The sequence below is a fragment of the Bradyrhizobium sp. McL0615 genome (genome assembly GCF_049993905.1).
GTDB lineage: Bacteria > Pseudomonadota > Alphaproteobacteria > Rhizobiales > Xanthobacteraceae > Bradyrhizobium.
Window position 1 is genome coordinate 3,018,440 of the sequence record NZ_CP188254.1, and the last position, 24,684, is coordinate 3,043,123.

General features: G+C 62.5%; 20 protein-coding genes and 1 pseudogene. 10 read left to right on the forward strand and 11 right to left on the reverse strand.

The window, feature by feature from the left end; all coding sequences use genetic code 11:
• Positions 1-14: 14 nt before the first annotated feature.
• The gene (locus ACPPVP_RS14335) at positions 15-887 is read right to left on the reverse strand and encodes an SDR family oxidoreductase (RefSeq protein ID WP_426535255.1); all 873 of its coding nucleotides are present in this window, start codon (positions 885-887) and stop codon (positions 15-17) included.
• 99 nt (positions 888-986) lie between these two features.
• Between ACPPVP_RS14335 and ACPPVP_RS14340 the strand changes: the two genes are divergently transcribed.
• The 3 genes from ACPPVP_RS14340 (at position 987) to ppc (ending at position 6,507) form a co-directional block, all read left to right on the forward strand.
• Positions 987-1,799 carry a crotonase/enoyl-CoA hydratase family protein gene (locus ACPPVP_RS14340; protein ID WP_426535257.1) on the forward strand — a complete coding sequence of 271 codons (813 nt, stop codon included), beginning with the start codon at positions 987-989 and terminating at the stop codon, positions 1,797-1,799.
• A 136-nt stretch (positions 1,800-1,935) separates the two neighbouring features.
• Complete coding sequence (locus ACPPVP_RS14345) at positions 1,936-3,480, forward strand: acyl-CoA synthetase (protein WP_426535259.1); 1,545 nt, start codon at positions 1,936-1,938, stop codon at positions 3,478-3,480.
• A 234-nt stretch (positions 3,481-3,714) separates the two neighbouring features.
• On the forward strand, positions 3,715-6,507 hold the full coding sequence (ppc, locus tag ACPPVP_RS14350) for a phosphoenolpyruvate carboxylase (RefSeq protein ID WP_426537839.1): 2,793 nt from the start codon (positions 3,715-3,717) through the stop codon (positions 6,505-6,507).
• 124 nt (positions 6,508-6,631) lie between these two features.
• On the opposite strand, the gene ACPPVP_RS14355 is transcribed toward ppc, so the two are convergent.
• The 4 genes from ACPPVP_RS14355 to ACPPVP_RS14370 form a co-directional block, all read right to left on the reverse strand.
• Positions 6,632-7,795: an SMP-30/gluconolactonase/LRE family protein gene (locus ACPPVP_RS14355; protein ID WP_426535261.1), complete on the reverse strand. Its 1,164-nt coding sequence runs from the start codon at positions 7,793-7,795 to the stop codon at positions 6,632-6,634.
• Between the two features lie 200 nt (positions 7,796-7,995).
• The gene (locus ACPPVP_RS14360; protein ID WP_426535263.1) at positions 7,996-8,910 is read right to left on the reverse strand and encodes an SDR family oxidoreductase; all 915 of its coding nucleotides are present in this window, start codon (positions 8,908-8,910) and stop codon (positions 7,996-7,998) included.
• A 107-nt stretch (positions 8,911-9,017) separates the two neighbouring features.
• The gene (locus ACPPVP_RS14365; protein WP_426535265.1) at positions 9,018-10,157 is read right to left on the reverse strand and encodes a thiolase C-terminal domain-containing protein; all 1,140 of its coding nucleotides are present in this window, start codon (positions 10,155-10,157) and stop codon (positions 9,018-9,020) included.
• A 5-nt stretch (positions 10,158-10,162) separates the two neighbouring features.
• On the reverse strand, positions 10,163-10,576 hold the full coding sequence (locus ACPPVP_RS14370; protein ID WP_426535267.1) for a Zn-ribbon domain-containing OB-fold protein: 414 nt from the start codon (positions 10,574-10,576) through the stop codon (positions 10,163-10,165).
• A 204-nt stretch (positions 10,577-10,780) separates the two neighbouring features.
• Here ACPPVP_RS14370 and ACPPVP_RS14375 point away from each other — a divergent pair, with 204 nt between their 5' ends.
• The 6 genes from ACPPVP_RS14375 to alkB all read left to right on the forward strand — a co-directional run bounded on the left by ACPPVP_RS14375 (position 10,781) and on the right by alkB (position 16,071).
• Entirely contained in the window at positions 10,781-12,121 is a 1,341-nt protein-coding gene (locus ACPPVP_RS14375; protein ID WP_426537841.1) for an acyclic terpene utilization AtuA family protein, read from the forward strand.
• Between the two features lie 2 nt (positions 12,122-12,123).
• Positions 12,124-12,444 (forward strand): AtuA-related protein, encoded by a 321-nt coding sequence (locus ACPPVP_RS14380; protein WP_426535269.1) that lies wholly within the window; start codon positions 12,124-12,126, stop codon positions 12,442-12,444.
• 21 nt (positions 12,445-12,465) lie between these two features.
• Positions 12,466-13,818 (forward strand): amidase, encoded by a 1,353-nt coding sequence (locus tag ACPPVP_RS14385; protein ID WP_426535271.1) that lies wholly within the window; start codon positions 12,466-12,468, stop codon positions 13,816-13,818.
• On the forward strand, positions 13,811-14,497 hold the full coding sequence (locus ACPPVP_RS14390) for a DUF2848 domain-containing protein (RefSeq protein WP_426535272.1): 687 nt from the start codon (positions 13,811-13,813) through the stop codon (positions 14,495-14,497). The genes ACPPVP_RS14385 and ACPPVP_RS14390 overlap by 8 nt, the downstream gene beginning before the upstream one ends.
• A 164-nt stretch (positions 14,498-14,661) precedes the next feature.
• On the forward strand, positions 14,662-15,405 hold the full coding sequence (locus ACPPVP_RS14395) for a 2OG-Fe(II) oxygenase (protein WP_426535274.1): 744 nt from the start codon (positions 14,662-14,664) through the stop codon (positions 15,403-15,405).
• Between the two features lie 12 nt (positions 15,406-15,417).
• Positions 15,418-16,071, forward strand: coding sequence for a DNA oxidative demethylase AlkB (gene alkB, locus ACPPVP_RS14400; RefSeq protein WP_426537843.1), 654 nt, complete (start codon positions 15,418-15,420; stop codon positions 16,069-16,071).
• A gap of 41 nt (positions 16,072-16,112) precedes the next feature.
• On the opposite strand, the gene ACPPVP_RS14405 is transcribed toward alkB, so the two are convergent.
• On the reverse strand, positions 16,113-18,296 hold the full coding sequence (locus ACPPVP_RS14405) for a hypothetical protein (RefSeq protein WP_426535276.1): 2,184 nt from the start codon (positions 18,294-18,296) through the stop codon (positions 16,113-16,115).
• Between the two features lie 142 nt (positions 18,297-18,438).
• Here ACPPVP_RS14405 and ACPPVP_RS14410 point away from each other — a divergent pair.
• Positions 18,439-18,697 (forward strand): annotated as a pseudogene (locus tag ACPPVP_RS14410) (MFS transporter); the annotation flags it as partial.
• On the opposite strand, the gene ACPPVP_RS14415 reads toward ACPPVP_RS14410, so the two are convergent.
• The 5 genes from ACPPVP_RS14415 to hpaE form a co-directional block, all read right to left on the reverse strand.
• Entirely contained in the window at positions 18,694-20,322 is a 1,629-nt protein-coding gene (locus tag ACPPVP_RS14415; protein WP_426535278.1) for a thiamine pyrophosphate-dependent enzyme, read from the reverse strand. The pseudogene ACPPVP_RS14410 and the gene ACPPVP_RS14415 sit on opposite strands and share 4 nt — an antisense overlap.
• A 28-nt stretch (positions 20,323-20,350) precedes the next feature.
• Entirely contained in the window at positions 20,351-21,220 is an 870-nt protein-coding gene (locus tag ACPPVP_RS14420) for a fumarylacetoacetate hydrolase family protein (protein ID WP_426535280.1), read from the reverse strand.
• An 11-nt stretch (positions 21,221-21,231) separates the two neighbouring features.
• Complete coding sequence (gene modA, locus ACPPVP_RS14425; protein ID WP_426535282.1) at positions 21,232-21,996, reverse strand: molybdate ABC transporter substrate-binding protein; 765 nt, start codon at positions 21,994-21,996, stop codon at positions 21,232-21,234.
• Positions 21,997-22,028: 32 nt separating this feature from the next.
• Entirely contained in the window at positions 22,029-23,012 is a 984-nt protein-coding gene (gene hpaD / locus ACPPVP_RS14430) for a 3,4-dihydroxyphenylacetate 2,3-dioxygenase (protein WP_426535284.1), read from the reverse strand.
• A gap of 114 nt (positions 23,013-23,126) precedes the next feature.
• The gene (gene hpaE, locus ACPPVP_RS14435; RefSeq protein ID WP_426535286.1) at positions 23,127-24,677 is read right to left on the reverse strand and encodes a 5-carboxymethyl-2-hydroxymuconate semialdehyde dehydrogenase; all 1,551 of its coding nucleotides are present in this window, start codon (positions 24,675-24,677) and stop codon (positions 23,127-23,129) included.
• Positions 24,678-24,684 lie beyond the last annotated feature (7 nt).

A 24,684-nucleotide genomic window follows, 5' to 3' on the forward strand; every position in this document is an offset into this window, starting at 1 on the left:
ACAACCGAGACAGCCTACCCCCTTGCCGCGCGGTCCTTCTCGTTCTGCGCCTTGATCGAGTCGCGCGCCGTGTTCCAGTCATCGTCGCTCCAGTCGCGCAACTGATAGAAATTGCCGCCCATCGCGAGCGCCTGCGCGCCGTCCATGGCGATGGTCTCGCCGTTGATCCAGTCGCAGCCGCCGGAGATCAGGAACACGGCGAGGTTCTGCAATTCCTCCATGGTGCCGACCCGGCCCATCGGGTTCTGCGCCCTGGTGCGCGCGCCGGCCTCGTCGCCGGGCTTGATGCGCTTGCTCATGCCCTCGGTCGGGATTTCGCCGGGCGCAATGGTGTTGAGGCGGATGCCGTGCTTGCCCCATTCGACCGCCAGCGACATCGTCATGGCGTGGATCGCCGACTTGCTCATCGCCGACGGCACCACATAGGGCGAACCGTTGCGCACCCAGGTCACGGTGATCGATACCACATTGCCGGGTAGCTTGGCGGCGATCCAGCGCCGGCCCACCGCATGCGTCACGTAGAAGGTGCCGTGCATGACAATGTTGGCGACGGCATCGAAGCCGCGCGGCGAGAGCTCTTCCGAGCGCGAGATGAAATTGCCGGCCGCGTTGTTGATGAGATCGGTGAGAGGGCCGGAGGTCCAGATCGCCTCGATCATTTCGTCGACGGCCAGCGCGTTGCGGATGTCGACGCCGTGGCTGACCACGCGCCCGCCATACTCGCCCATCAGTTCGGTCGCGGTCTCATCGCACACGATCTTGCGGCGGCCGCAGATATGAACCTCGGCGCCGAGTTGAAGAAACCGCGCCGCCATGGATTTGCCGAGACCGGTGCCGCCACCGGTTACGAGGATGCGCCGCCCGGCGAGAAGCTGATCGTTGAACATCGTTTCCACCCACGGGAATGTCTGTTAATTGGTCGATTGACTAAATCTCGCCAACGCCGTTCTGTAAAGCGTCAAGCAATCAAGAGTGGAGGATTTCTCATGGAGCAACGCGTCTCGATATCGATTTCGGACGGCATCGCTGACGTCCGGCTGGTGCGGGCGGACAAGATGAACGCGCTCGATGCCGCGATGTTTGAGGCGCTGGTGGCCGCGACCGAACGGCTTGCCCATGAGAAAGGCGTCCGGGTGGTAGTATTGTCCGGGGAGGGGCGAGCGTTCTGCGCCGGTCTCGATATGGGACGCTTCGCCGCGATGAAGGAGAGCGGTGGTAACGGGATCGCCGGTGGCGAGAAACGCGACCTCGCTGCACGCACGCATGGGTTGGCGAATTTCCCGCAACAGGCGGTGTGGGGCTGGCGGCAGCTTCCGGTGCCAGTCATCGCCGCGATCCAGGGCGTGGCCTTCGGCGGCGGGTTCCAACTCGCGCTCGGCGCCGACATGCGCTTCCTGACGCCGGATGCGCGGATGTCGATCATGGAGATCAAATGGGGCTTGGTGCCTGACATGGCCGGCACGCCGATCCTCGCAAGCCTGGTCCGCGACGATATTTTGCGCGACCTCACCTATACCGGGCGCATCTTCTCGGCGCCGGAAGCCATGAGCTATGGCTTAGCTACGCGGATCTGCGACGACCCGCTGGCTACGGCCTTGGAGGTCGCGCGCGAAATCGCCGCCAAGAGTCCCGACGCGATCCGCGCCGCCAAGCGCATGCTGAACAAACTGTCCGTCGATCCCGCCCCGGCGCTGCTTGCCGAATCCGTCGAGCAGCAGAAATTGCTCGGCAGCCCCAACCAGACCGAGGCCGTCCGCGCCAATATGGAAAAACGCGCGCCGAAGTTCGCGGAGGCTTGACTCCGACCTCATCCCGAGGAGCCGCGCAAGCGGGGTCTCGAGGGATGGGCCACGGGCCTCATGGTTCGAGACGCGCGAAGACGCGCTCCTCACCATGAGGGTCACCTAAAACCCGACGACAGATCGGAACGCAACAATGTCTACCTCATCTCCCTTCCTCGGCGTCATCAGCGGCCCGCGCAGGCGCGGCCACGACGAGATCGCCGATCGCTCTGAGCGTATCGCCAGCGGCTTGCAAAAGCTCGGCGTCAAGCAGGGCGACAGCGTCGCCATGCTGATGCGCAACGACATCGCCTTCATCGAGGCAGCCTATGCGGCGATGCGGCTCGGCGCCTATGGCGTGCCGGTCAACTGGCACTTCAAGCCGGAGGAGATCAATTACGTGCTGAAGGATTCCGGCACGTCGGTGCTGATCGCACACGCCGACATGCTGCATCAGTTGCGCGAGGCGATCCCGCAAGGCGTCACCGCGCTCAGCGTGCCGACGCCGCCGGAGATTCTAGCCAACTACAAGATCAATCCGGATCACCTCACGACGCCCGACTTCGCGATCGATTTCGAATCCTGGCTCGAGCAGCACCCCCGCTATGACGGGCCAGCGGTGCCGCAGCCGCAGAACATGATCTACACCTCGGGCACCACAGGCCATCCCAAGGGCGTGCGCCGCTTCGCACCGACGCCGGAGCAGACCGCGAATGCCGAACGCATGCGCGGGATGATCTATGGCCTCAAGCCGGGCGCCCGCGCGTTGCTTCCCGGGCCGCTCTACCATTCCGCACCGAACTCGTTCGGCCTGCGCGCCGGCCGTCTCGGCGGCGCGCTGGCAATCATGCCGCGCTTCGACGCGGAAGAATTTTTGCGTGTGGTCGAGACCGAGAAAATCGACACCATCTTCATGGTGCCGACCATGTTCATCCGCCTGATGAAGCTGCCGGAGGAAGTGCGCAGGAAATACGACATGTCGTCGCTGCGCCACATCATTCATGCCGCCGCGCCCTGTCCGGCCGACGTCAAGCGCGCGATGATCGAATGGTGGGGGCCGATTATCTACGAATTCTACGGCTCGACCGAATCCGGCGCCGTCACCTTTGCCACTTCAGAGGACGCGCTGAGGAAGCCCGGCACCGTCGGCAAGATTTCGCCCGGCGCGGAATTACGCTTCATCGGCGACGACGGCAAGGAGTTGCCGCAGGGCGAGATCGGCGAAATCTATTCGCGCATATCAGGCAACCCGGACTTCACCTATCACAACAAGCCGGAAAAGCGGTCCGAGATCGATCGCGACGGCTTCATCACCTCGGGCGATGTCGGTTACATCGACGCCGACGGCTATGTCTTCATCTGCGACCGCAAGCGCGACATGGTAATTTCGGGCGGCGTCAACATCTATCCGGCCGAGATCGAGGCCGCGCTGCATGCGATTCCGGGCGTGCATGATTGTGCGGTGTTCGGCATTCCCGACGCGGAATTCGGCGAGGCGCTGATGGCGGTGGTGGAGCCCCAGCCGGGCGTGACGCTGGACCTGGCCGCCATCCGCAGCCAGCTCAAGGTGTCACTGGCCGACTACAAGGTGCCAAAACACATCGAAATCCAGGCCAACCTGCCGCGGGAAGATTCCGGCAAGATCTTCAAGCGACGTTTGCGTGATCCCTATTGGGAGCGGGCGGGGCGGAGGATTTAGGTATCTCGTCGTCCCTGCGAACGCAGGGACCCATACTCCGTGTCTTCTCGGATGGGCACGCTGGCTGAGACCTTGTGCGAACCCCATGGGCGGTGGCTATGGGTCCCTGCGTTCGCAGGGACGACGGCGGACTGGTGAACGCCTCTCCATCTTTATCTTGCACTGCGGCAAAAAACTTGCACACTCGGAATTGCCGGGCAATTTCTGAGGTAGCCAGCCATGTCTTCCCAGGAAGTGTCTTCCCAGACCATGCCCTCCGAGACCGAGACCCGGTCCAATCGCAGTGATGACGCGCTGGCACTGGAGGAAGACGCGCGGCTGCGGACTGATATCCGCCTGCTCGGGCGCATCCTTGGCGATACCGTGCGTGACCAGGAAGGCGCCGAAGTGTTCGACCTGGTCGAGCGCATTCGGCAGACTTCGATCCGGTTCCACCGTGACGAGGACAAGCTGGCGCGGCGGGAACTGGAAACCATCCTCGACAGCATGTCGACCAGCGACACCGTGCGGATCGTTCGCGCCTTCAGCTATTTCTCGCATCTCGCCAATATCGCCGAGGACCAGAACAACATCCGCCAGATGCGCGGTCGCGGCCCCGGCGGGCCGCAGCCAAGCGCGCTTTCGCAAACCTTGTCGCATGCAAAGATCGCCGGTCTCAGCGCCGCCGACCTGCGCCGATTCTTTGGGCAGGCCCAGGTCAGCCCCGTCCTGACGGCGCATCCGACGGAAGTCCGCCGCAAGAGCACGATCGACCGCGAGATGGAGATCGCAGCCCTGCTCGACCGGTGCGAGCGGGTGCAGCTCACGCCGGACGAGGTTGAGGCCAGTGACGAACAGCTGCGCCGCGCCGTGCTGACGCTGTGGCAGACCAACCTGCTGCGCCGGACCAAACTGACCGTGCTGGATGAGGTCGCGAACGGCCTGTCATTCTACGACTACACCTTCCTGCACGAGGTGCCCCGGCTGCATTGCGCGCTGGAAGATCGGCTGAACCGGGAGGAGGGCGGTGAGCCCGGCGAACTGGCGTCGTTCATGACCATGGGAAGCTGGATCGGCGGCGACCGCGACGGCAATCCGTTCGTCACCGCCGACGTGATGCGCGGCACCTTGCGGCTGCAGTCGAGCCGGGTGATGAACTTCTATCTGGAGGAGTTGCACGTCCTCGGCTCGGAACTGTCGCTGGCGGCACATCTTGCCGACGTCTCCGACGAATTGCGCGCGCTGGCCGGGCGTTCGCCGGACACCTCGCCGCATCGAAGCGGCGAACCCTATCGCCTCGCGGTATCAGGCATCTATGCCCGGCTGACCGCAACCGCGGTGCGGCTGGAGGTCGAAACCACCCGCCGTCCGGTGGGCGCGGCTGCTCCTTACGCGAGCGTGAAGGAATTCAAGGCCGATCTCGACGTGCTCGAGCGTTCGCTGATTGCGAACAATTCCGGCGTGATCGCGCGCGGGCGGCTGCGGTCGTTGCGCCGGGCTGTGGATTGTTTCGGCTTCCATCTCGCCCGGCTCGACATCCGGCAGAATTCCGCGGTGCATGAGCGCACGGTGGCGGAACTGTTCGACGCGGCGATCCCTGGAATGTCCTATCTGGACCTCAACGAAGAAGCCCGCATCAATCTGCTGCTGAGCGAGCTGCGCAGCGCACGGCCGCTCAGTTCGGCCTTCGTCAAATACAGCGAGGAGACGCTGGGCGAACTCGCCGTGTTCCGCGCGGCCGCCGAGGCCCATGCCAGGTTTGGCACCGATGTGATTCACCAATGCATCATCTCCATGTGCAAGGGCATGTCCGACATGCTGGAGGTGGCGGTGCTGTTGAAGGAGGTCGGGCTCATCAATCCCTCCGGCCGCAGCGCCATCAACATCGTGCCGCTGTTCGAGACCATCGAGGATCTGCAGGCCTCGTCCGGCATCATGGACCGGATGCTGTCGCTGCACGATTACCGCAAGCTGGTGGATAGCCGCGGCGGCGTCCAGGAAGTGATGCTCGGCTATTCCGACAGCAACAAGGATGGCGGCTTCGTCACCTCGGGCTGGGAGCTCTACAAGGCCGAGATCGGGCTGGTCGAGGTGTTCGAGCGCCACCATGTGCGCCTGCGGCTGTTCCATGGCCGCGGCGGCTCGGTCGGCCGCGGCGGCGGCCCGAGCTATGACGCCATCATCGCGCAGCCCGGCGGGGCGGTGAATGGCCAGATCCGCATCACCGAGCAGGGTGAGATCATCTCCAGCAAATATTCGAATCCCGAAGTAGGCCGCAGCAATCTGGAAATCCTGGCGGCCGCCACGCTGGAGGCGAGCCTCTTACATCCGCGGCAGAGCGCGCCGCGCAAGGAATACCTGACTGCGATGGAGCAGCTCTCGGCGTTGGCGTTCAAGGCCTATCGCGGGCTGGTCTATGAGACCGAAGGTTTTGCCGATTATTTCTGGGGCTCCACCGTCATCACCGAAATCTCGACGCTCAACATCGGCAGCCGCCCGGCCTCGCGCAAGAAGACCCGCGAGATCGAGGATTTGCGCGCGATTCCCTGGGTGTTCAGCTGGGCGCAATGCCGGCTGATGCTGCCGGGCTGGTACGGTTTCGGCTCCGCGGTCGAGGCCTGGATCGCAGAGCATCCGGAGCAGGGGATGCCGTTCCTGCAGGAACTCTACCGCGAATGGCCGTTCTTCCGCACACTGTTGTCGAACATGGACATGGTGCTGGCGAAAAGCTCGATCGCGATCGCCTCGCGCTATGCTGAGCTGGTGCCGGACGTGAAATTGCGTGAAAGCATTTTTGGTCGCATCCGGCGCGAATGGCATTCCTCGATCGAGACGCTGCTCGACATCATGGAGCACGAACGATTGCTGCAGGGCAACCCGCTGCTGGATCGCTCGATCCGCAACCGCTTTCCCTATCTCGATCCGCTCAACCATGTGCAGGTCGAATTGCTCAAGGAGCATCGCGCGCAGAACCCGGACGAACAGGTGCTGCGCGGAATTCAGCTGACGATCAACGGGATCTCGGCGGGGCTAAGAAATAGCGGGTGAAGATGGGCCGCGGCCTCACCCGTCATTGCGAGGAGCGAAGCGACGAAGCAATCCATGCCTCCACTTGGAGCGCGATGGATTGCTACGCTTCGCTCGCAATGACGTACCGAAGCCTCGGCGCTTCTTACGGCTTCATCGCGCCCTGCACACTCGTGTAGACCGCATAGAGCGACGTCGAACCGCAGATATAAAGTCTATTCCGTTGCTGGCCGCCGAAGCACAAATTGGCGACGGTCTCCGGGATGTGGACCTTGCCGAGCAGTTCGCCGCCGGCGGTGTAGCAGCGCACGCCGTCCTCCTTCGGGTCGCCCCAGCCCACGGAGCACCAGACGCGTCCTTCGGTATCGCAACGGACCCCGTCGGTAATGCTGGGCTTGGGCATGTCCGCAAACACCTTGCTGTTCGACGCCTTTCCGCCGGCCACATCCAGGTCGAACACCCGGATGTGTGAGGGATTGTCCGGGCCGTCGGTGAATCCGGTGTCGCAGACATAGAGCTTCTTCTCGTCAGGCGAGAGGCAAAGGCCGTTGGGTTCTACGAAGTCGTCGACGATAACCTTGACGTCACCAGATTTCGGATCGACCCGGTAGACATTCTTCTTCTCCTGCTCGGGCTGGGCTTTGATGCCCTCATAAAAGCCGCCGATGCCGTAGGCTGGATCCGTGAACCAGATCGCACCATCTGATGTCACAATGGCGTCGTTTGGCGAGTTCAGCTTCTTGCCGTTGTATTTGTCGGCGATGATGGTGATCGAGCCGTCAAGTTCGGTCCTGGTAACGCGCCGGCCCGAATGTTCGCAGGTGATCAGGCGTCCCTCCCGATCGATCGTATTGCCGTTCGAGTTCATCGATGGCTGACGATAGACGCTGAGATGACCGTCATCCTCCGAAAAGCGCATGATGCGGTTGTTGGGAATGTCGGAAAACAGCACGTAGCGTCCGGCCGCGAAGTAGACCGGGCCTTCGGCCCAGCGGAACCCGGTCGCGACGCGCTCAACCGCCATGGTGCCGGCGAAGGCCGGGAAATCTGATGGCCCGAACGAAACCTTGGGTTTTGCGGACTCCAGGTGAGAATCCGGATAGCGGCTTCCGGGAAGCGGACCCAAAGGCAGCGGTTCGGTGGATAGAGTTGGGGCACCGGTTTGGCCGAGCGGCGCCACGGAGGCGGCGGAGGCCGTTTTCATCGTCACGGCCGAGGCGGCGAGTGCTGCGGCGCCTGTCAGCATCTTGCGGCGGTTGAAACCACCGCGCTGTTGTTGAGAATCGGGAAAGGTCAGTGAGCTTGTCATGATTTCCTCCCATGTTTTTTTGTTGGGAGGAAATCATCTGCCCGCATTCAGGCATAAAGCGGGCGGGCTGAGCTGGAAACAACCGGAGATGGTCGCAAGAATTGTAGGATGGGTAGAGCGAAGCGAAACCCATCATCTCCGTGCACGCGATTGATGGGTTCGCTTCGCTCTACCCACCCTACGGCTGCGTCGTTCGCGGCTCAGATCGGATCCCAAGGGAAGATGTCCGCCGAGCGGTCGAGCTTGTAGAAGGACTCCTTGAGCGCCGGCATGCCGTGTTCGGCGATGGTCTGCGGCGTCCAGCCTTCTGCACGATGCACCGAGCGCAGCGGGCGGTTCTGGCTGAACAGAAAAATCTCGTTCATGCGTACGCCGAAGATTTGCCCCGAAACGTCCTTGGCCGCATCGGAGAGCAGATAGGCGCAAACGGGCGCGATCTTCTCCGGACCCATCTGCTTGATCTTCTCGACGCGGGCCTTCTGGGCGTCCGTCTCGGTCGGGATGGTGCCGATCATGCGGGTCCAGGCGAACGGCGAAACGCAGTTCGAGCGTACGTTGAAGCGACCCATGTCGAGGGCGATTGACTTCGACAGGCCGACGATGCCGAGTTTTGCTGCGGCGTAGTTGGCCTGGCCGAAATTGCCGATCAGGCCAGAGGTCGAGGTAAAGTGCACGAAGGAGCCGCTTTCCTGTTCGCGGTAAATCCGCGCCGCGGCGTGAGAGACGTAGAACGAGCCCATCAGGTGCACCTTGATGACGGCCTCGAAGGCTTCCACGCTCATTTTGTGGAAGATCATGTCGCGCAGGATGCCGGCATTGTTGACGACGCCGTCGAGCCGGCCGAAATGATCGGTCGCGGTCTTCACGATCTTGCTCGCCGGGATCGCTTCGGCCACCGACTCGAAGTTGGGAACCGCAGTGCCGCCGCGCTTCTTGATCTCCTCGACCACTTCCTCGGCGGGCGCCGCACTCGAGCCGGCGCCGTCAGCGGCGCCGCCGGGATCGTTGACGACCACCTTGGCACCTTCGGCGGCGCAAAGCAGCGCAATCTCGCGCCCGATACCGCGGCCTGCGCCGGTGACGATGATGACCTTGTCTTGCAGTGATTTTGTCATGGGAGTTCTCCTGTTGTGTCCGTCATTCCGGGATGGTGCGCAGCACCAGACCCGGAATCTCGAGATTCCGGGTTCGCGCTTTGCGCGCCCCGGAATGACGGAAAGGGTTATTTCTCGTTTGTAAAAATAATCGTGCCTGACGCGGCGAACATGCCGCCGACGCCATGGCAGACCGAGATTTTCGCATCCTTAACCTGCGCCGGCGCGATGCCGCGCATCTGCCGCACGCTCTCCTGCAGCGCGTACATGCCGTACATGCCGGAATGCATATAGCTCAATCCGCCGCCGTTGGTGTTGAGCGGCAGCTTGCCGCCGGGGCGGGTGTTGCCTTCGGCAATGAACTTTCCGGTCTCCTCGTGCGGCATGAAGCCGAGATCGCCGAGGCCATAGAGCGGCAGATGCGCAAAGGCGTCGTAGATCATCAAATGATCGACGTCCTTGTGGGCGATGCCGGCTTCCTTGAAAGCCAGGGGCCCTGCGACCTTGAAGGCGCGCGAGGAGTTGAACGTCTCCATCTGGCTGACCATCGGCGTTTCCACGCTCTCGCCGGTGCCGAGGATGTAGACCGGCTTCTTGGGGAAATCCTTGGCGCGGTCGGCGGAGGTGAGGATCAGCGCCCCGCCGCCGTCGGTGACGAGGCAGCATTGCAGGATGCGGAACGGGTAGGCGATCATCCGCGAGTTCAGCACATCCTCGACCGTGATCGGCGCCTTCATGGTGGCGCGCGGATTCTTCGCGGCCCATTCCCGCTGCACCACCGCAACCATGGCGATCTGCTCATGGGTGATGCCATAGGTCTTCATGTAGCGCAGCACGGGAATCGGGAACATGCTGGGCGGGCCGTAGACGCCGAACGGCGACTCGAACTGGCCGTTCAAACTGTCGGGCGCCGTCGAACGCGGCAATTTGCCGATCATCGACTTGCCGCTTTCGGCATGCGTAATCAGCACGGTCTTGCAGAGGCCGGCCTCGATGGCGGCGGCCGCGTGACGGACGTGCAGCATGAACGAACAGCCGCCGACGGAGGTACCGTCGACCCAGGTCGGTGTGATGCCGAGATAATGGGCGATCTGCTGCGGGGTCTCCACGGCTGTGGCGATACCGTCGATATCGGACAGTTTCAGCCCCGCATCGGCGATGGCGTTGAGCGCGGCATCCGCGTGCAGCTGGATCTGCGACATGTTCGGGATGACGCCGAGCTCGGTGGTCTCGGCTGCGCCGACGACGGCGACTGCGTTTCTGCGCATGGTGCTTAGCCCTTCGCCGGACGGAACAGGGGAAGGGTGATCTTGTCGTCGAGTTTTTCGAATGCGACTTCGAGCTTCATGTCGAGCGCCAGCGCCTCCGGCGTCTGCGGACAGTCGATGATGTTGCTCATCATGCGCGGGCCCTCGTCGAGTTCGACGACCGCGATCGCGTAAGGCGGGGTGAAGCCGGGCGCCGCCGGGCGGTGGTTGATGACGTAGCTGTAGAGCGTGCCCTTGCCGCTGGCCTTGAAGATGCTGACCTTGCGCGAGGCGCAGGAGGGGCAGAACGGCCGCGGCGGGAAATAGACATTGGCGCAGGCGTCGCAGCGCTGCAGGCGCAATTCGCCGGCCTGCGTTCCATCCCAGAAATGTTGCGTTTCAGGCGTGGGTTTTGGTTTTGCGCGGGCGGGTTCGGCCATGTCGGCAATTCTCCTTGGAGGCGAGCTTTGGCCCGCATGTTGCGATCTTGATGCGACATTTGACCATTGCCCGTCAACGGTCCAGCAGCGGTTAAGCCGCATGGCTGCATTCCTGCGCTGGAGAGCGCTTGTATGCCAGCGATTTTCCGCGCTAGGGTATTTCTCACTGCGAAACACGATGCGCGCAACGGCGATGGAGATGAGGTGCGAACCATTCGAATAGGGTCGGGTGCCGGCTATTCGGGCGATCGCATCGAGCCCGCGATCGAACTCGCCGAAAAGGGTGATATCCAGTATCTCGTGTTCGAATGTCTCGGCGAACGCACGGTGGCGCTGGCGCAGCAGGCCCGGATGAAGAATCCGGAAAGCGGCTATGACCCGTTGCTCGAAGAGCGGATGCGCGCGGTGCTCCCGCTCTGCGCCGCCAAAGGCATCAAGATCGTCACCAATATGGGCGCCGCCAATCCGGAAGCCGCGGCGCGCAAAACCGCCGATATCGCGAAGTCGCTGGGATTGTCCGCGCTGAAGGTCGCCGCCATCGTCGGCGACGACGTGCTCGACGCCTGCAAGGACGGCGATCTCAGAATCATGGAATTCGACGGCACGATCCGGCAGCTCGGCAACCGGCTGCTGTCGGCGAATGCCTATCTCGGCGCCGAGCCGATGGCGCAGGCGCTCGCCGAGGGCGCCGATATCGTCATCACCGGGAGAGCATCCGATCCGGCGCTGTTCCTGGCGCCGATGATACATGCTTTCGGCTGGGCGATGGACGACTGGAATCGGCTCGGGCAGGGGACGGTTGCCGGACATTTGCTGGAGTGCGCCGGCCAGATCACCGGCGGCTATTTTGCCGATCCCGGCTACAAGGACGTGGCAGATCTGGCGCGGCTCGGCTTTCCCATTGGCGAAGTCGGCGAGGATGGCAGCCTTGTCATCACCAAGGTTGCTGGGTCGGGCGGCGCGGTGACGGCGCAAACCTGCAAGGAACAATTATTGTACGAGGTGCACGACCCGGCGAAATATTTGCAGCCGGACGTGGTTGCGGATTTTTCGCAAGTGACAGTCGAGGAGATCGGACGCGATCGTGTCCGGGTCAGCGGCGGGCGCGGCGCGAAGCGAACCGATACGCTGAAGGTCTCGGTCGGTTATGTCGACAGCTACATCGGCGAAGGGCAGATCTCCTATGCCGGCCCCGGCGCGCTGGCGAGGGGACGGCTGGCGCTGGAGATCGTTCGCGAGCGGCTGAAGCTGACCAATGTCGCCGCGAATGAATTGCGCTTCGAACTGGTCGGCGTCGATTCCTTGCACGGTCCGGAAATCTCCGCGCGCGCCGGCGAGCCATACGAGGTGCGTGTGCGTGTCTCCGGGCGCACGGAAAATCTGCGCGAAGCGATAAGGATCGGCAACGAGGTCGAGACGCTCTATACCAACGGTCCGGCGGCGGGCGGCGGCGCGTGGAAATCGGCGCGCGACGTCGTGGCGGTCGCGTCCGTGCTGCTGCCGCGCGAGCTGGCAAAGCCGCAAATCCGTTTCGTGGGGGCGTGACGATGAAGCTGCGCGAGATCGCCCACTCCCGCACCGGCGACAAGGGCAACATCTCCAATATCTCCGTCATCGCCTATGACGCAAAACACTATCCGTTGTTGCTCGAGCAGGTCACGGCCGCGCGGGTGAAATCGCATTTCGCAGGTGTTGTCCAGGGCAAGGTGGTTCGTTATGAACTGCCCAACCTGTCTGCGCTGAATTTCGTGATGGACCAGGCGCTGGGCGGCGGCGTGACGCGCTCGCTGGCCCTCGACGCGCATGGCAAATCGCTGAGCTCGGCGCTGCTCGATCTCGACATCTCAACCGCGCCGGATGGCAAATAACAAAGAGAGCGACCGACCATCATGTCTGCTGACCCGACACTCGCCAGCCTCGCCGCCGATCTCGACGCCGGACGCACCACTGCGCGGCAACTGGTCGATGAATGCCTCGCAAGGATTGCCGATCCCGCCGGCGAGGGCGTGCGGACCTTTATCCACGTCGACAAGGCCGCGGCAATCGCAGCGGCCGATGCGATGGACCATCTGCGTAAAGCCAAAGCGGCGCCGTCGCCTTACGCCGGCATTCCCGTCTCGATAAAGGACCTGTTCGACATCAAGGGGCAGGTGACCCGCGCCGGCTCGCGCGCGCTGGAGGCGGATTGCACGCCGGCGGAGGCAGATGCACCCGTTGTGGCGCGGCTGCGCCGGGCTGGCTTCATCGTCATCGGCCGCACCAACATGACCGAATTCGCCTATTCCGGCATCGGCATCAACCCGCATTACGGCACGCCGAAAAGCGTCTGGAATCGCAGCGTCGGCCACGTGCCGGGCGGTTCGTCCTCGGGCGCGGCGGTATCGGTCGCCGATCGTATGGCCCATGGCGCGCTCGGCACCGACACCGGCGGCTCCTGCCGGATTCCCGCGGCTTTCAACGGCATCGTCGGCTACAAGCCGACACAGTCGCGCGTGCCGCTCGACGGCGGCGTGCCGCTGTCGTTCTCGCTCGACAGTTTTGGACCGCTGGCGCGCACCGTGGGCTGTTGTGCCGTATTGGACGCCGTGCTTGCTGATGAGGCCGTGCAGCCGCTGCAGCCGCGGCCCGTCAAGGGCATGCGGCTCGCAGTGCCGACCACGATCGCCCTCGACGACCTCGACGAGGAGGTCGCGACGACGTTCGAGCGCGCGCTGGAAACGCTGTCACGGCAGGGCGCGTCGATCGAGCGGATCGAAGTGCCGGAATTCCACGATGTCGCCGTCATGAACAGCAAGGGCGGATTTGCCGCCGCAGAAAGTTACGCCTGGCATCGCTACCTGATCGTCAGCCATGGCGACGTCTATGATCCGCGCGTCCACGTCCGCATCCTGCGCGGCGAGGGCATCAGCGCGGCGGACTATATCGATATCCTCAACGCGCGCCGCTCGTTCATCGCGCGCACCGAAGCGCGCATTGCGCCCTACGACGCGCTGGTGCTGCCGACCACGGCGAATGCGCCGCCCAGAATCGCCGATCTTGCCGATGACAAGGCCTTCGCCACGCAAAATCTGCGCGCCTTGCGCAACTGCACGCTGATCAACATGCTCGACGGCTGCGCGATCTCGCTGCCGGCGCATCGCGAAGGCGAGATGCCCGTCGGGCTGATGCTGGCGGCGGCCGGCGGATCGGACCGCCGCATCTTCGAACTGGCCGCCGGAATGGAGAACATCATCCGTGTTTGATCTGACCTTCAACGTCGAAGACAAGGGCGCATTGACGCCGCTGACGCTTGCGATCGACCAGGCCGTCATCGCCGGCTGGACCGGCCGCGATCCGGTGGCGCGCGACAAGCATATCGCCGAACTCGAAGCGATCGGCATTGCGCGGCCGGCCTCGACACCGATCTACTATCGGTGCTCGGCGCGGCGGATCACCCTGGAGGACCGCATCGAGGTCTGCGGCGAAAATTCCAGCGGCGAGGTCGAGTTCGTGCTGATCGGCTGGCAGGGCCGCATCTTCGTCGGCTGCGGTTCCGACCATACCGACCGCAAGGTGGAAGCCTACAGCGTCACGGTGTCCAAGCAGATGTGCGACAAGCCGGTGGCCTCGGTGCTGTGGGAACTGGAAGACGTCATCGCCCATTGGGACAAGATGATCCTTCGCTCCTGGGCCGTCATCGATGGCGCTCGCGTCCTCTACCAGGAAGGCACGCTCGATGCCATGCTGCCGGTGAAGGACCTGATCGAGCGCGGCTTCGGCGGCAAGGACCTGCCCGACGGCTGCGCCATGTTCGGCGGCACCTTTGCGGCCAAGGGCGGCATTCGCCCGGCTGATCGCTTCGAGTTCGAGTTGGAGGATCCCGTGCTGAAGCGGAAGATCAGCCACGGCTATGATGTGATTACGCTGCCGGTGCTGGGCTGAGGCGGCGCTCTAACTACCGTCATTGCGAGGAGCGATAGCGACGAAGCAATCCATGGTTCCGCGGTTCCAGCTATGGATTGCTTCGCTTCGCTCGCAATGACGGGGATAGCACTTTCCCGGAAATCGGGTGGCGCACGGTTGCCTGATTTGCGAAGTTCCTCGCCATGAAAGCAACCGCAAAAATCCTTCACCATCCTTCGTCCACCATCGCCGCCCGCGTCGACGCCATCGACTGGGCGCAAGCGACAGCCGATCTCGATGCGCAGGGCTGCGCCGTCCTGAAGGAACTGCTGTCGCCGCAGGAATGCGCCGGGCTGGCTGCGCTCTATCCGGACGACAAGAATTTTCGCAGCCGAATCGTGATGGGCCGCCACGGCTTTGGCCGCGGCGAATACAAATATTTTGCCTATCCGCTGCCTGACCTGATCGCACAGTTGCGGCCGGCGCTTTACGCGCGGCTGTGCGGTGTCGCCAATCGTTGGAACGAGACCATGGGGATCGACATTCGCTATCCCGACCGGCACGAGGCGTTCCTGAAGCGCTGCCATGACGCCGGACAGACGCGGCCGACGCCGCTGCTGCTGCAATATGGCGTCGATGATTACAATTGCCTGCATCAGGACCTCTATGGCGAGCACGTGTTTCCGCTCCAGGTCGCCATCCTGCTGTCGGAACCGGGGCGCGATTTCGAAGGCGGCGAGTTCGTGCTGACGGAGCAACGGCCGCGGATGCAGTCGCGGCCTGAAGTGGTTCCGCTCAGGCAGGGCAACGCGGTGGCCTTTGCTGTGCATCACCGGCCGGTGCAGGGGACGCGCGGGCCCTACCGCGTTAATCTGCGCCATGGCGTCAGCCGGATCCGTTCCGGCCATCGCCATACCGTCGGTGTGATCTTTCATGATGCCAAATGAGTGCGGACTGAATTGACTGCGGATTTGTTCGAGACCATTCCGGATGTGCGTCCGTCCCGCGAAGCGATGGCGGAGGGCGCGGTATTGCTGCGCGGATTTGCGCGATCGTTCGAAGCCGAACTGCTTCTAGCACTTCGTGCGATCGTCAAACAGGCGCCGTTCCGGCATCTGATCACGCCGGGCGGCCACCGCATGTCGGTTGCGATGACCAATTGCGGCGGTGTCGGCTGGGTGTCGGACGACACCGGCTATCGCTATGACGCGATCGATCCCGAGTCCGGACAGCCATGGCCGGCGATGCCGGCTGTGCTGCGCAGGCTAGCGGCCGACGCGGCGTCGGACGCCGGGTTCAACGGCTTCGAGCCTGAGGCCTGCCTCATCAACCGCTATGTGCCCGGCGCAAAACTGTCGCTGCATCAGGACAAGGACGAGCTGGACTTCGCCGCGCCGATCGTCTCGGTGTCGCTGGGGCTGCCCGCGATCTTCCTGTTCGGCGGCGCCAAGCGCGCCGACAAGCCGAACCGTTACCGGCTGGAGCATGGCGACGTCGTGGTTTGGGGCGGCCCGTCGCGGCTGTTCTTTCACGGCGTAGCCCCCCTCGCCGACGGCGAACACGCGGTCATGGGCCGTCAGCGCATCAACCTCACTTTTCGTAAGACGCGGTGACATCGCTTGGAGAGTACCACAGTGTCTAAGTCGGCCAGTCGTTAGGCCGACTTCGCTTCATCCGCCACCAACAGGCTTACTTTGCAGTCTTTGTAGTCGAACTTCATGTATGATTGAAGGTAATCCATCTGGAGGCGCTTCAACTCAGCGCATGCCGCATCAGTGGCTCGGCGTTCGAAGTATCGATTGACGAGGTTCACCGGTCGGTTCCAAAAGAAAAATGCCATGGCGAATGCGCTCAACAATGAGCCAATCAGGCCTGTCGCCAATGCAATCCAGTGCAGACTGAAAAATAAGGGGACGAGAAATACGGTTGCAAGAAGAAGGAAGCAAACGGTCAGGACTAGCTTCTCATGCAACGCTACCTTCTTCATTGCACGTTCAGCAGCGAGCCTTCCGCTATCTAGCATTCGTTTGAATTCCAGCTTACGCCCTTCCTCTCTTTCGTTTTTTTCATTGGCAAGATCGCTCAACTGGCCTTCGAGCGCGACGATCCTTTCGGATATTGAACTCCGTTCTGTAAGCCCTTCCCGGCGCTCTTTTTCGAGCTGTTCCTTTTCTCTTTGAAATTCCGAAATCAACCTTTTGGTCTTCTCCTCAAGATTGCGTTCAGCCTCGGCGCGTTCCCGTTCAATTCGAGTTTCATATTCACGACGCACTTCCTCGGCCGAAACCCTTTTGACCGCCGAAATCAAATCCTCGATGTTTGAGGCGGAGATGGAGCGGCTTTTTCCAATCGTGTAATCCATGATAATTTCGGATGCCCGAGGCTGAGAAAGCAGCGCGTCGACAATTGCCCCGTCCTCGGGCCGATTTAAGAGTGCAATTTGCTGTCTCATGCGTTCCAGGATTTTTGGCCGTAGCATCACAACACGAGCGCATGTGGCTAATAGTTGTGTTCGTGAAATGTCTTTTTTTTCAACCAATCCGAAGTTTGCGAAAAGGATGCCGCCGACAATTCGATCCTGAATTGCGGGGCCAACTAACGATCTATCGGTGCCTAGGGCTTTGTACTCGCGCAGAATTTCATTTGAGCGTCTGACAAGCTCCGCGTTTGAGGTAATGAGAACAAATTTTGATGAACAGAAGTCGGACGTTTCAAACCCTTGCCGCCTTCGCATAATAATCGTGATTGAGTCTGCATCGCGCGCCCGAGCGAGGTCGGTTTGCGCTGGCATTTTCATGGAAAGCCGAAGTCGCAGATTGTCGTCGCAGAATTTTTCTACGCTTTTGAACTGCGAAACTTTTTGGGGCATTATCTGCACGCGGCCCAGCGTTTTGACGAAATGCTCAACGTTATTTTTGACGCTTGCTAGGAAGCTTTCTGTAACCGATCCGTCCCGCATGGCCTCGGCGCTCGGTCCGGTGCGCTCGTAAGGTGCGCGCGCGAGAACCGCCACCAAGTTATCTTTCACCTCGTCACAGCTGTGGCGGAAGCATGCGATAGTAGCACCAGCCTGCCTGAGTTTTTCTACCACATAGGAGGTGTTTTCCTTGGCTCGCTTTCCTGACAAGCCCAAATGGTTCATGAGGAGCGGCCCATCCAGAAAGACGACCAGCGTTCTTGCCTGAGCGATGCTCTCTGATGGGTTGCGGAGTTCGAGCAAGGCGTCTGTTAGTAGTGATATGCCTGATATCTTCTGAACAAACTCGAAGGTTTCTGGGTCGCGTCGGCTCAACGACGCAATGTATTTGGCGATCCAGTATTCAATCTGGCCGGCTTCGATGTTGGGGAACTCCGGTCCGTCCGGTTCGCGACCTTCTGATGCTGATTGGCGGCTCAGAAATCTGAGAAAGTGTTCCTCGATTTGTTCAGTGCTTGTAGTTTTCAGAGAGGCCGACGAGTCGGAAAGGTAGCGGCGAAATCCCTCGACGAGTTGGATCAATCGTCTTTCCGCGTCCGCATAGTCCTGCTTCTCGATGGAGGGGCCGGTAAATTTGCATCGATAAATTCGGGCGTCTACGTCTTCGGTGACGATTTGGAGCCAACCTACCTGCTCCATGCGGGCGATAAAAAGATCGGCAACGTCGTCGTTAAGCTGAAACATCAGTTTTGCTTCAGCGTAATTTTTTAGCGCGGCTACATCGAGAATCTTACCATCGTTGTCTTGGATATACGGTTCAAAAAACGGTATCAGCCCGAGATAAAAATCCGGTGCGGGTCGATCCGTGAAGACCGACGCGGAAACAAGCCCCCAAAGTGCAAGCGGGCGCGCTTGGTCCATATTCTTCTCTTTATCGGCAATTCTGTATGGTGTAATATTTCTATTACTAAACCAAGCATTGTGGCACTTCCAGTGCAAGCGGAAAATGGTGCTGCGGGTGCCCGGATTCAGCTGCGGTTGTTGTTACGGAGCGAACAGGTGCTGCATGCTGATGGCCGCGGTCTCGGCGGCGCTGGCGATCGGGGAGACCGGCGCCGAGGGCGAGGTCGTCGGGTTGGTCTTCTCCGCGCTGGCGCTTGTGACCTTTGCGTGGGTGGCGGCGGTCGCTGGCGGCCTGCAAAAGATGCCGGAATAGGCCGCTCTTGCAATGGGCGCCTGCGGTGGGCTGGTTGGTCGCCGGCGCGGGATTGCTGGTGATTGTGGCGTCGCGGATGCAGCGGAGTTTAGCGAGGCAGGTTTAGATATTCTTCGCCGGATGGATGAACGCCCACGGGCTCACTTCCGAATCCGTCGGTACCTCCACCGAGATCACATAAGGCCCGCCATCGGCCAGCGCCTTTTCCAGCGCGGGGCGGAAATGATCCGGTGAGGTGACGCGCGCGGCGCCAACGCCGAAGGATTCCGCGAGTTTGACGAAATCCGGATTGACGAGGTCGGACGCCACCACGCGGCCGTCAAAACGTTCGCGCTGGTCGCGGCGGACGTTGCCATAGGCGTTGTTGTTGAACACCAGCGTCACCACGCCGATCTTGAACTGCACGGCGGTCGATAATTCCTGCACGCCGAACATGAAGCCGCCGTCGCCGGTGATGGCGACCACCGGCCGGTCCGGGTTGGCGACCTTGGCGCCGAGCGCGGTCGGGAAGCCCGAGCCGAGCGTGCCTTGATAACCCGAGGTGATGAAGGTGCGCGGCTCGTAGATCGGAAAGCCGTACCAGGACGCGAAGCCGACCTGCGACAGCTCATCGGTGACGATCGCATTGGCCGGCAACACCTCGCGCAGGATTTTCAGATACGCCATCTGCGGCTGAACTTTTTGAATCTCCTGCTGCGCCGCCGCCGTGGCCTCGCGGATCTCGCCGCGCCGGCCGCTGCTCTTGCTGTAACCGGCCTTTTTCACCGCGGCCGCCAGATCGGCGGTGCCGGCCTTGGCATCCGCGATGACAGCGGTGTCGGGCACGTAGCGCCGCATCTCCACGGGATCGATATCGATGCGGACCGATTTCAGTCCGTCAGGGCGATAGGGCCAGCGCGACATCGTCGGTAGTTCCAGCCGGGTGCCGATCCCGATCATCAGGTCGGTGGTCGGCCACAGCCGGTAGGCCGCCGCCATGGTCAGCCCGAGCTCATGGGCGTTGGAGACGATGCCGCGGCCGCTGCGGAACGCGACCACCGGCGCGTCGATCATCTCGGCGAGTTCGAGGATTTCCTCGCGCGCATGGATCGCGCCGCTGCCGACGAAGATCATCGGCCGCTTGCTGCCCTTGATGAGAGCGGCGGCCGCCTTGATGCGGTCGGGGTCGGGCTGCGGGGCGGGAAGGGTGTCGAACACCTTTGAAGGGCCGACTTCGGCGCGCTGGGTAAAGACATCCCACGGCATCTCCAGCGACACCGGACCGCGGCGGCCCGACATCATTTCCTGAAACGCGCGCGACACCATCGCCGGTGCGACATCGGGATATTCGATGCGGTCGGCCCATTTGACGAACGTGCGCAGCGTCGCGAGCTGGTCCGGCATCTCGTGCAGATGGCCACGGCCCTTGCCGAGGAACTGCGTCGGTACCTGTCCGGTCAGGCACAGCACCGGCTCGTTCGATCCGAACGCGGTGAGAAGCGCCGCGCCGGCATTGAGCACGCCGGGGCCTGGCACCACGCTGAACACGCCGGGGCGCCCGGTCGATCGCGCATAGCCATAGGCCATGTAGCCACAAGCCTGCTCGTGCCGCGCGCCGATCACCTTCAACTGCGCCTGATGGAAGGCGTCGAACAGGCCGTAGATCTGCGCGCCGGGCAGGCCGAAAACCGTATCGACGCCATGCGCGACAAGGCCATTGACGATCGCTTCGCCGCCGGAAGTTGATTTCATTGTTCTTTCCACTCGCTTACAGGATTGATCAGGCTTCGTCGCCCACGCCGTTCTTCAGCTGGCCTACGCCCTCCGCTTCAACCTCGACGACGTCGCCGGGCTTGAGATAGCGCGGCGGGTCGAACCGCGCACCGGCGCCGGTCGGCGTTCCCGTCACGATGACGTCGCCGGGCACCAGCGTGGTGAAGGTCGAGAGATAGTTGATGAGATAGCGGAAGCCGAAGATCAATCGTCCGGTGCGGTCGTCCTGCCGCGTCTCTCCATTGACCCGCGTGGTGAGGCGGATATCGGCGATCTGGCTTTCTTCGGTGTAGGGCACGAGCCATGGCCCGAGGCTGCCGGTGGAGTCAAAATTCTTGCCCTGGGTGACGTTGAACTTGGCGTGCCGCACCCAGTCGCGGATGGTGCCTTCGTTGCAGAGCGTGATGGCGGCGATGTGGTCGAGCGCCTCGCTCTCCTTGATGTGCCGGCCGGGCTTGCCGATCACCAGCACCAGCTCGCCCTCGTAATCGAGCTGGGCCGAGGCGCGCGGACGGACCAGCGGTGTGTTGTGGCCGACAAAGGAGCGCGGCGTCCGCATGAACATGCTCGGATATTTCGGCGCGTCCTGGCCGTCCTTGTATTCGGCGTTGCGGTCCGGGTAGTTGACGCCGATGCAGATGATCTTTTCCGGCGAGGGGATCGGCGGCTGCCATGTAATCGCATCGAGCGCGTGGTCCGGCTGATGCCGCGCGCCTTCGTCGACGAGTTTTGTCAGCGCGCCGGCCGCGATGACCTCGCGCAGCGTCGGATATTCTTTCCCGAAACGCGCGGCGAGATCGACAATACCGGAATCGGTCACGGCGCCGTATTTGGTGACGCCGCCAATGGAATAGGTCGCGAGACGGGGAGTGGCCATGAAATGTCCTGTCAGCCCGGCATCATGCCGGCAGCCTTGATGATGGCGGTGGCTTCTTGTGTTTTGAGATAGTCGATCAGTGCCTTGGCGGCGTCGACCTCCCTGGCGTCGGCGGCGACCGCTGAAGTGAACACCAGTTCCTGCTGCAGCTCGCCCGGGAACGGGCCGACGAGTTCGACGCCCGGCGCGACGAGAACGTTCATCAGGAACACGCCAAGCTCCGCCTCGCCCTTGGCGACAGCGGGCGCGATCTGGGTCGGGGCTGCCTGCACCTTGGTCCTGGCCTTCATTTCCTCAGCGATGCCGAGGCGTTCGAACACCTTTGTCACGTAAGCGCCGGCGGCGCTCGCGGGCAGAAAGGCGATGGAAGGCGCCGCGAGCAGGGCGTTCTTGAAGGCGTCCGGCGTCGAGATGTCGGGTTTTGGCGCGCCGGCGCGAACGATGACGCCATAGCCGACGCGGGCAATATCGACGGCGGAGCCGGGGGCAAAGCGGGCTTTTGCCGCGGCGTCCTTGAAAACGTCGATGGGCACGACGACCACGTCGAACGGCGTGCCGGAGTTCACCCGCGCGATGATGTTGGGCGTGGAATCGAAATGGATCGATAGTTTATGCCCGGTCGCCTTCTCGAACGACGCGGCAAGGGCATTCATGGAGGCGGTCATCGATCCACCGGCGATGACCTTGAGTTCGGCGGCTTGAAGGGAGGTGGTGGAAGTCATGACGAACGCAGCAGACAGCAGGATTGCGACGGATTTCAGCAGCGACTTGCTCATGACGCGCCTCCCGGTGGTTTTCGGCCCAATCCCTAATCCGCAATCGTGACGTCGGCGACAAAGGCCGGTTCGCGCACTGCTTGGCCGGTGAAGGGTGTGCCCTCCTCGAACCAGGAGCGCGGCGCGGGCGCGCCCCACAGCGTCTGCCGGCGCGGGTCCTTCAGCGACCAGCGCAGCGGCTCATGGTCATGATCGCCCGTAAAATAGTCGCTGGTGTAGAGCTCGAGCCGGTGGCCGTCGGGATCCCGGACATAGAGGAAGAACGCGTTCGAGATGCCGTGGCGTCCGGGGCCACGCTCGATATTCTTCAGGTAACCGCTCGACGCCATCACGTCGCAGAGATGCAGGATGTTCATCGCCGTCGGCGTCCAATAGGCAAAGTGGTGCAGGCGAGGGCCGCGGCCATTGGTGATCGCGAAGTCATGGACATTGCCCTTGCGGTGCATCCAGGCCGCCGCGATGCGGCCGTTCGGTCCGTCTTCCTCGCCATATTCGGTCAGCCGGAAGCCGAGCCGGGCGTAGAAGTCGACGGTGTTTTGAACTTCAGGCGCGAAGACGTTGAAATGGTCGAGCCGCTGCGGATGACAGCCTTTATATAGGTCGTAGCGCCGCAGCAGATGCGGACGTTTTTCCATCGTTGCATAGAGTTCCAGCTGGAAGCCGGCCGGATCGGTGAACTGCAGGGTGCGGCCCTGGAACGGCTGATCGGCGAAGGCGTACGCGATGCCGTTCTCCGAAAAGAAGCTGGCGGCCTTGTCGAGGTCGCCGTCATTGCCGACCTTGAAGCCGAGCCGGCTGCAGGCCGCGACAGGGGCTTTCCTCAAGACCAGCGAGTGATGCTGATGCTCCTCGCTGCCACGCAGATAGACCGCCTTGTCGTCGCTATCCTCGACATGGAGGCCGACGGTGGTCTCGTAGAAGGCGCGGCTCTTGTTGAGATCGACGACATCGAGCACGGCATGGCTGCAGCGGATGATGTTGAACGGCGGATCGAAGATGTGTGTCGGAACGGGCATGTGCTTTTATCCAGTCCTCAATTGTTGGTCCTCATGGTGAGGAGGCGCGCAAGCGCCGTCTCGAACCATGTGGCCCGTGGCCCATCCTTCGAGACGCGGGCTTGCGCCCGCTCCTCAGGATGAGGGCAGGCCGAGCTTCTGAATCTTGTGCGTCCCGCGCGCGAGCGAGACGTGCTTGGTCTCCATGTAGAAGTCGAATGAATAGTCGCCGCCATCACGGCCAATGCCGGACGATTTCATGCCGCCAAACGGCGTGGGCAGATGGCGGACGTTTTCGGAATTGAGCCAGATCATGCCGGCTTCCAGCGCATCGGCGACGCGCAGCGCGCGGCCCATGTCGCCGGTCCAGACGTAGCCGGTGAGGCCGTATTGCACGCCGTTGGCGATCTCGATCGCGTCCTTCTCGTCCTTGAACGGGATCACGGTCAGGAACGGGCCGAACACTTCTTCCTGCGCCACCCGCATCTTTGAAGTCGCGCCGGTCACCAGCGTCGGCTGCACATAATGCCCACCGCCGGGCCCGTCATGCGGCTTGCCGCCGACCGCGATGGTGGCGCCGTCCTTTTTGGCGACGTCGAAATAGCTGCAGACCTTTGCCAGATGCCGCTCATGGATCAGCGGCCCGATCTCGGTGGCGGGATCGAGCGGATGGCCAACCTTCAGCGCCTTCACCCGCGCCGTGAGTTTTTCGATGAATTTTCCGGCGATGCCCTCCTGAACCAGCAGCCGGCTCGACGAGGTGCAGCGCTCGCCGTTGAGCGAGTAGATCATGAACACGACCGCATCCAGCGCCCGGTCGAGATCGGCGTCCTCGAACACGATCACCGGGTTCTTGCCCCCGAGCTCGAAATGGACGCGCTTCAGGGTAGGGGCGCCCTGCGCCATGATGGCCGAGCCGGTAGAGCTCTCGCCAACAAAGCCGATCGCCTTGATCGCGGGATGCTCGGTCAGCGCCTTGCCGGCTTCCTCGCCCATGCCGTGGACGGTGTTGAGCACGCCGTCGGGCAGGCCGGCCTGCTTCGCGAGTTTTGCCAGCAGGTCCGCCGTCACAGGCGACCATTCCGCCGGCTTGTGGACCACCGTGCAGCCGGCCGCCAGCGCAGGCGCAATCTTCCAGGTCGACAGCATGAACGGCGTGTTCCACGGCGTGATCACGCCGACCGGGCCGATCGGCACCCGGGTCGAGATGTTCCAGTGCTCTTCGGAGGGCGTGTTGAGCCCGTCCCGGGCCTCGGCGCATTTGTCGGCAAAGAAGCGAAAATTCTCCGCCGCCCGGATCGCGGCCTTGGCCATGAAGCGGTGGGCCTGGCCGGTGTCGATGCATTCCAGTACCGCGATGTCGTCAGCGTGGTCCTCGATCGCATCAGCCACGCGATGCAGCAATTTCTTCCGCACCGCCGCCGGCATCTCGCGCCAGGATTTGAAAGCCGTCGCGGCCGCGGTTGCGGCACGGTCGATGTCTTCGGCATTGCCGCGGGCGACGGATGCAAGCACCGCGCCGTCAACCGGGGATTTGGTCTCGAACGTCTGGCCCGAAGTCGAAGGCACCGTCTTGCCGTCGATCATATGCCCGATGCCGTCGCTCTTCAGCTTGGCGAGCAGGGGGGCAACGCGGTCGCGGTTGGCTTGAAACACATCGGATGATTTCGGCGTGACTTTATCCATGGGCGGC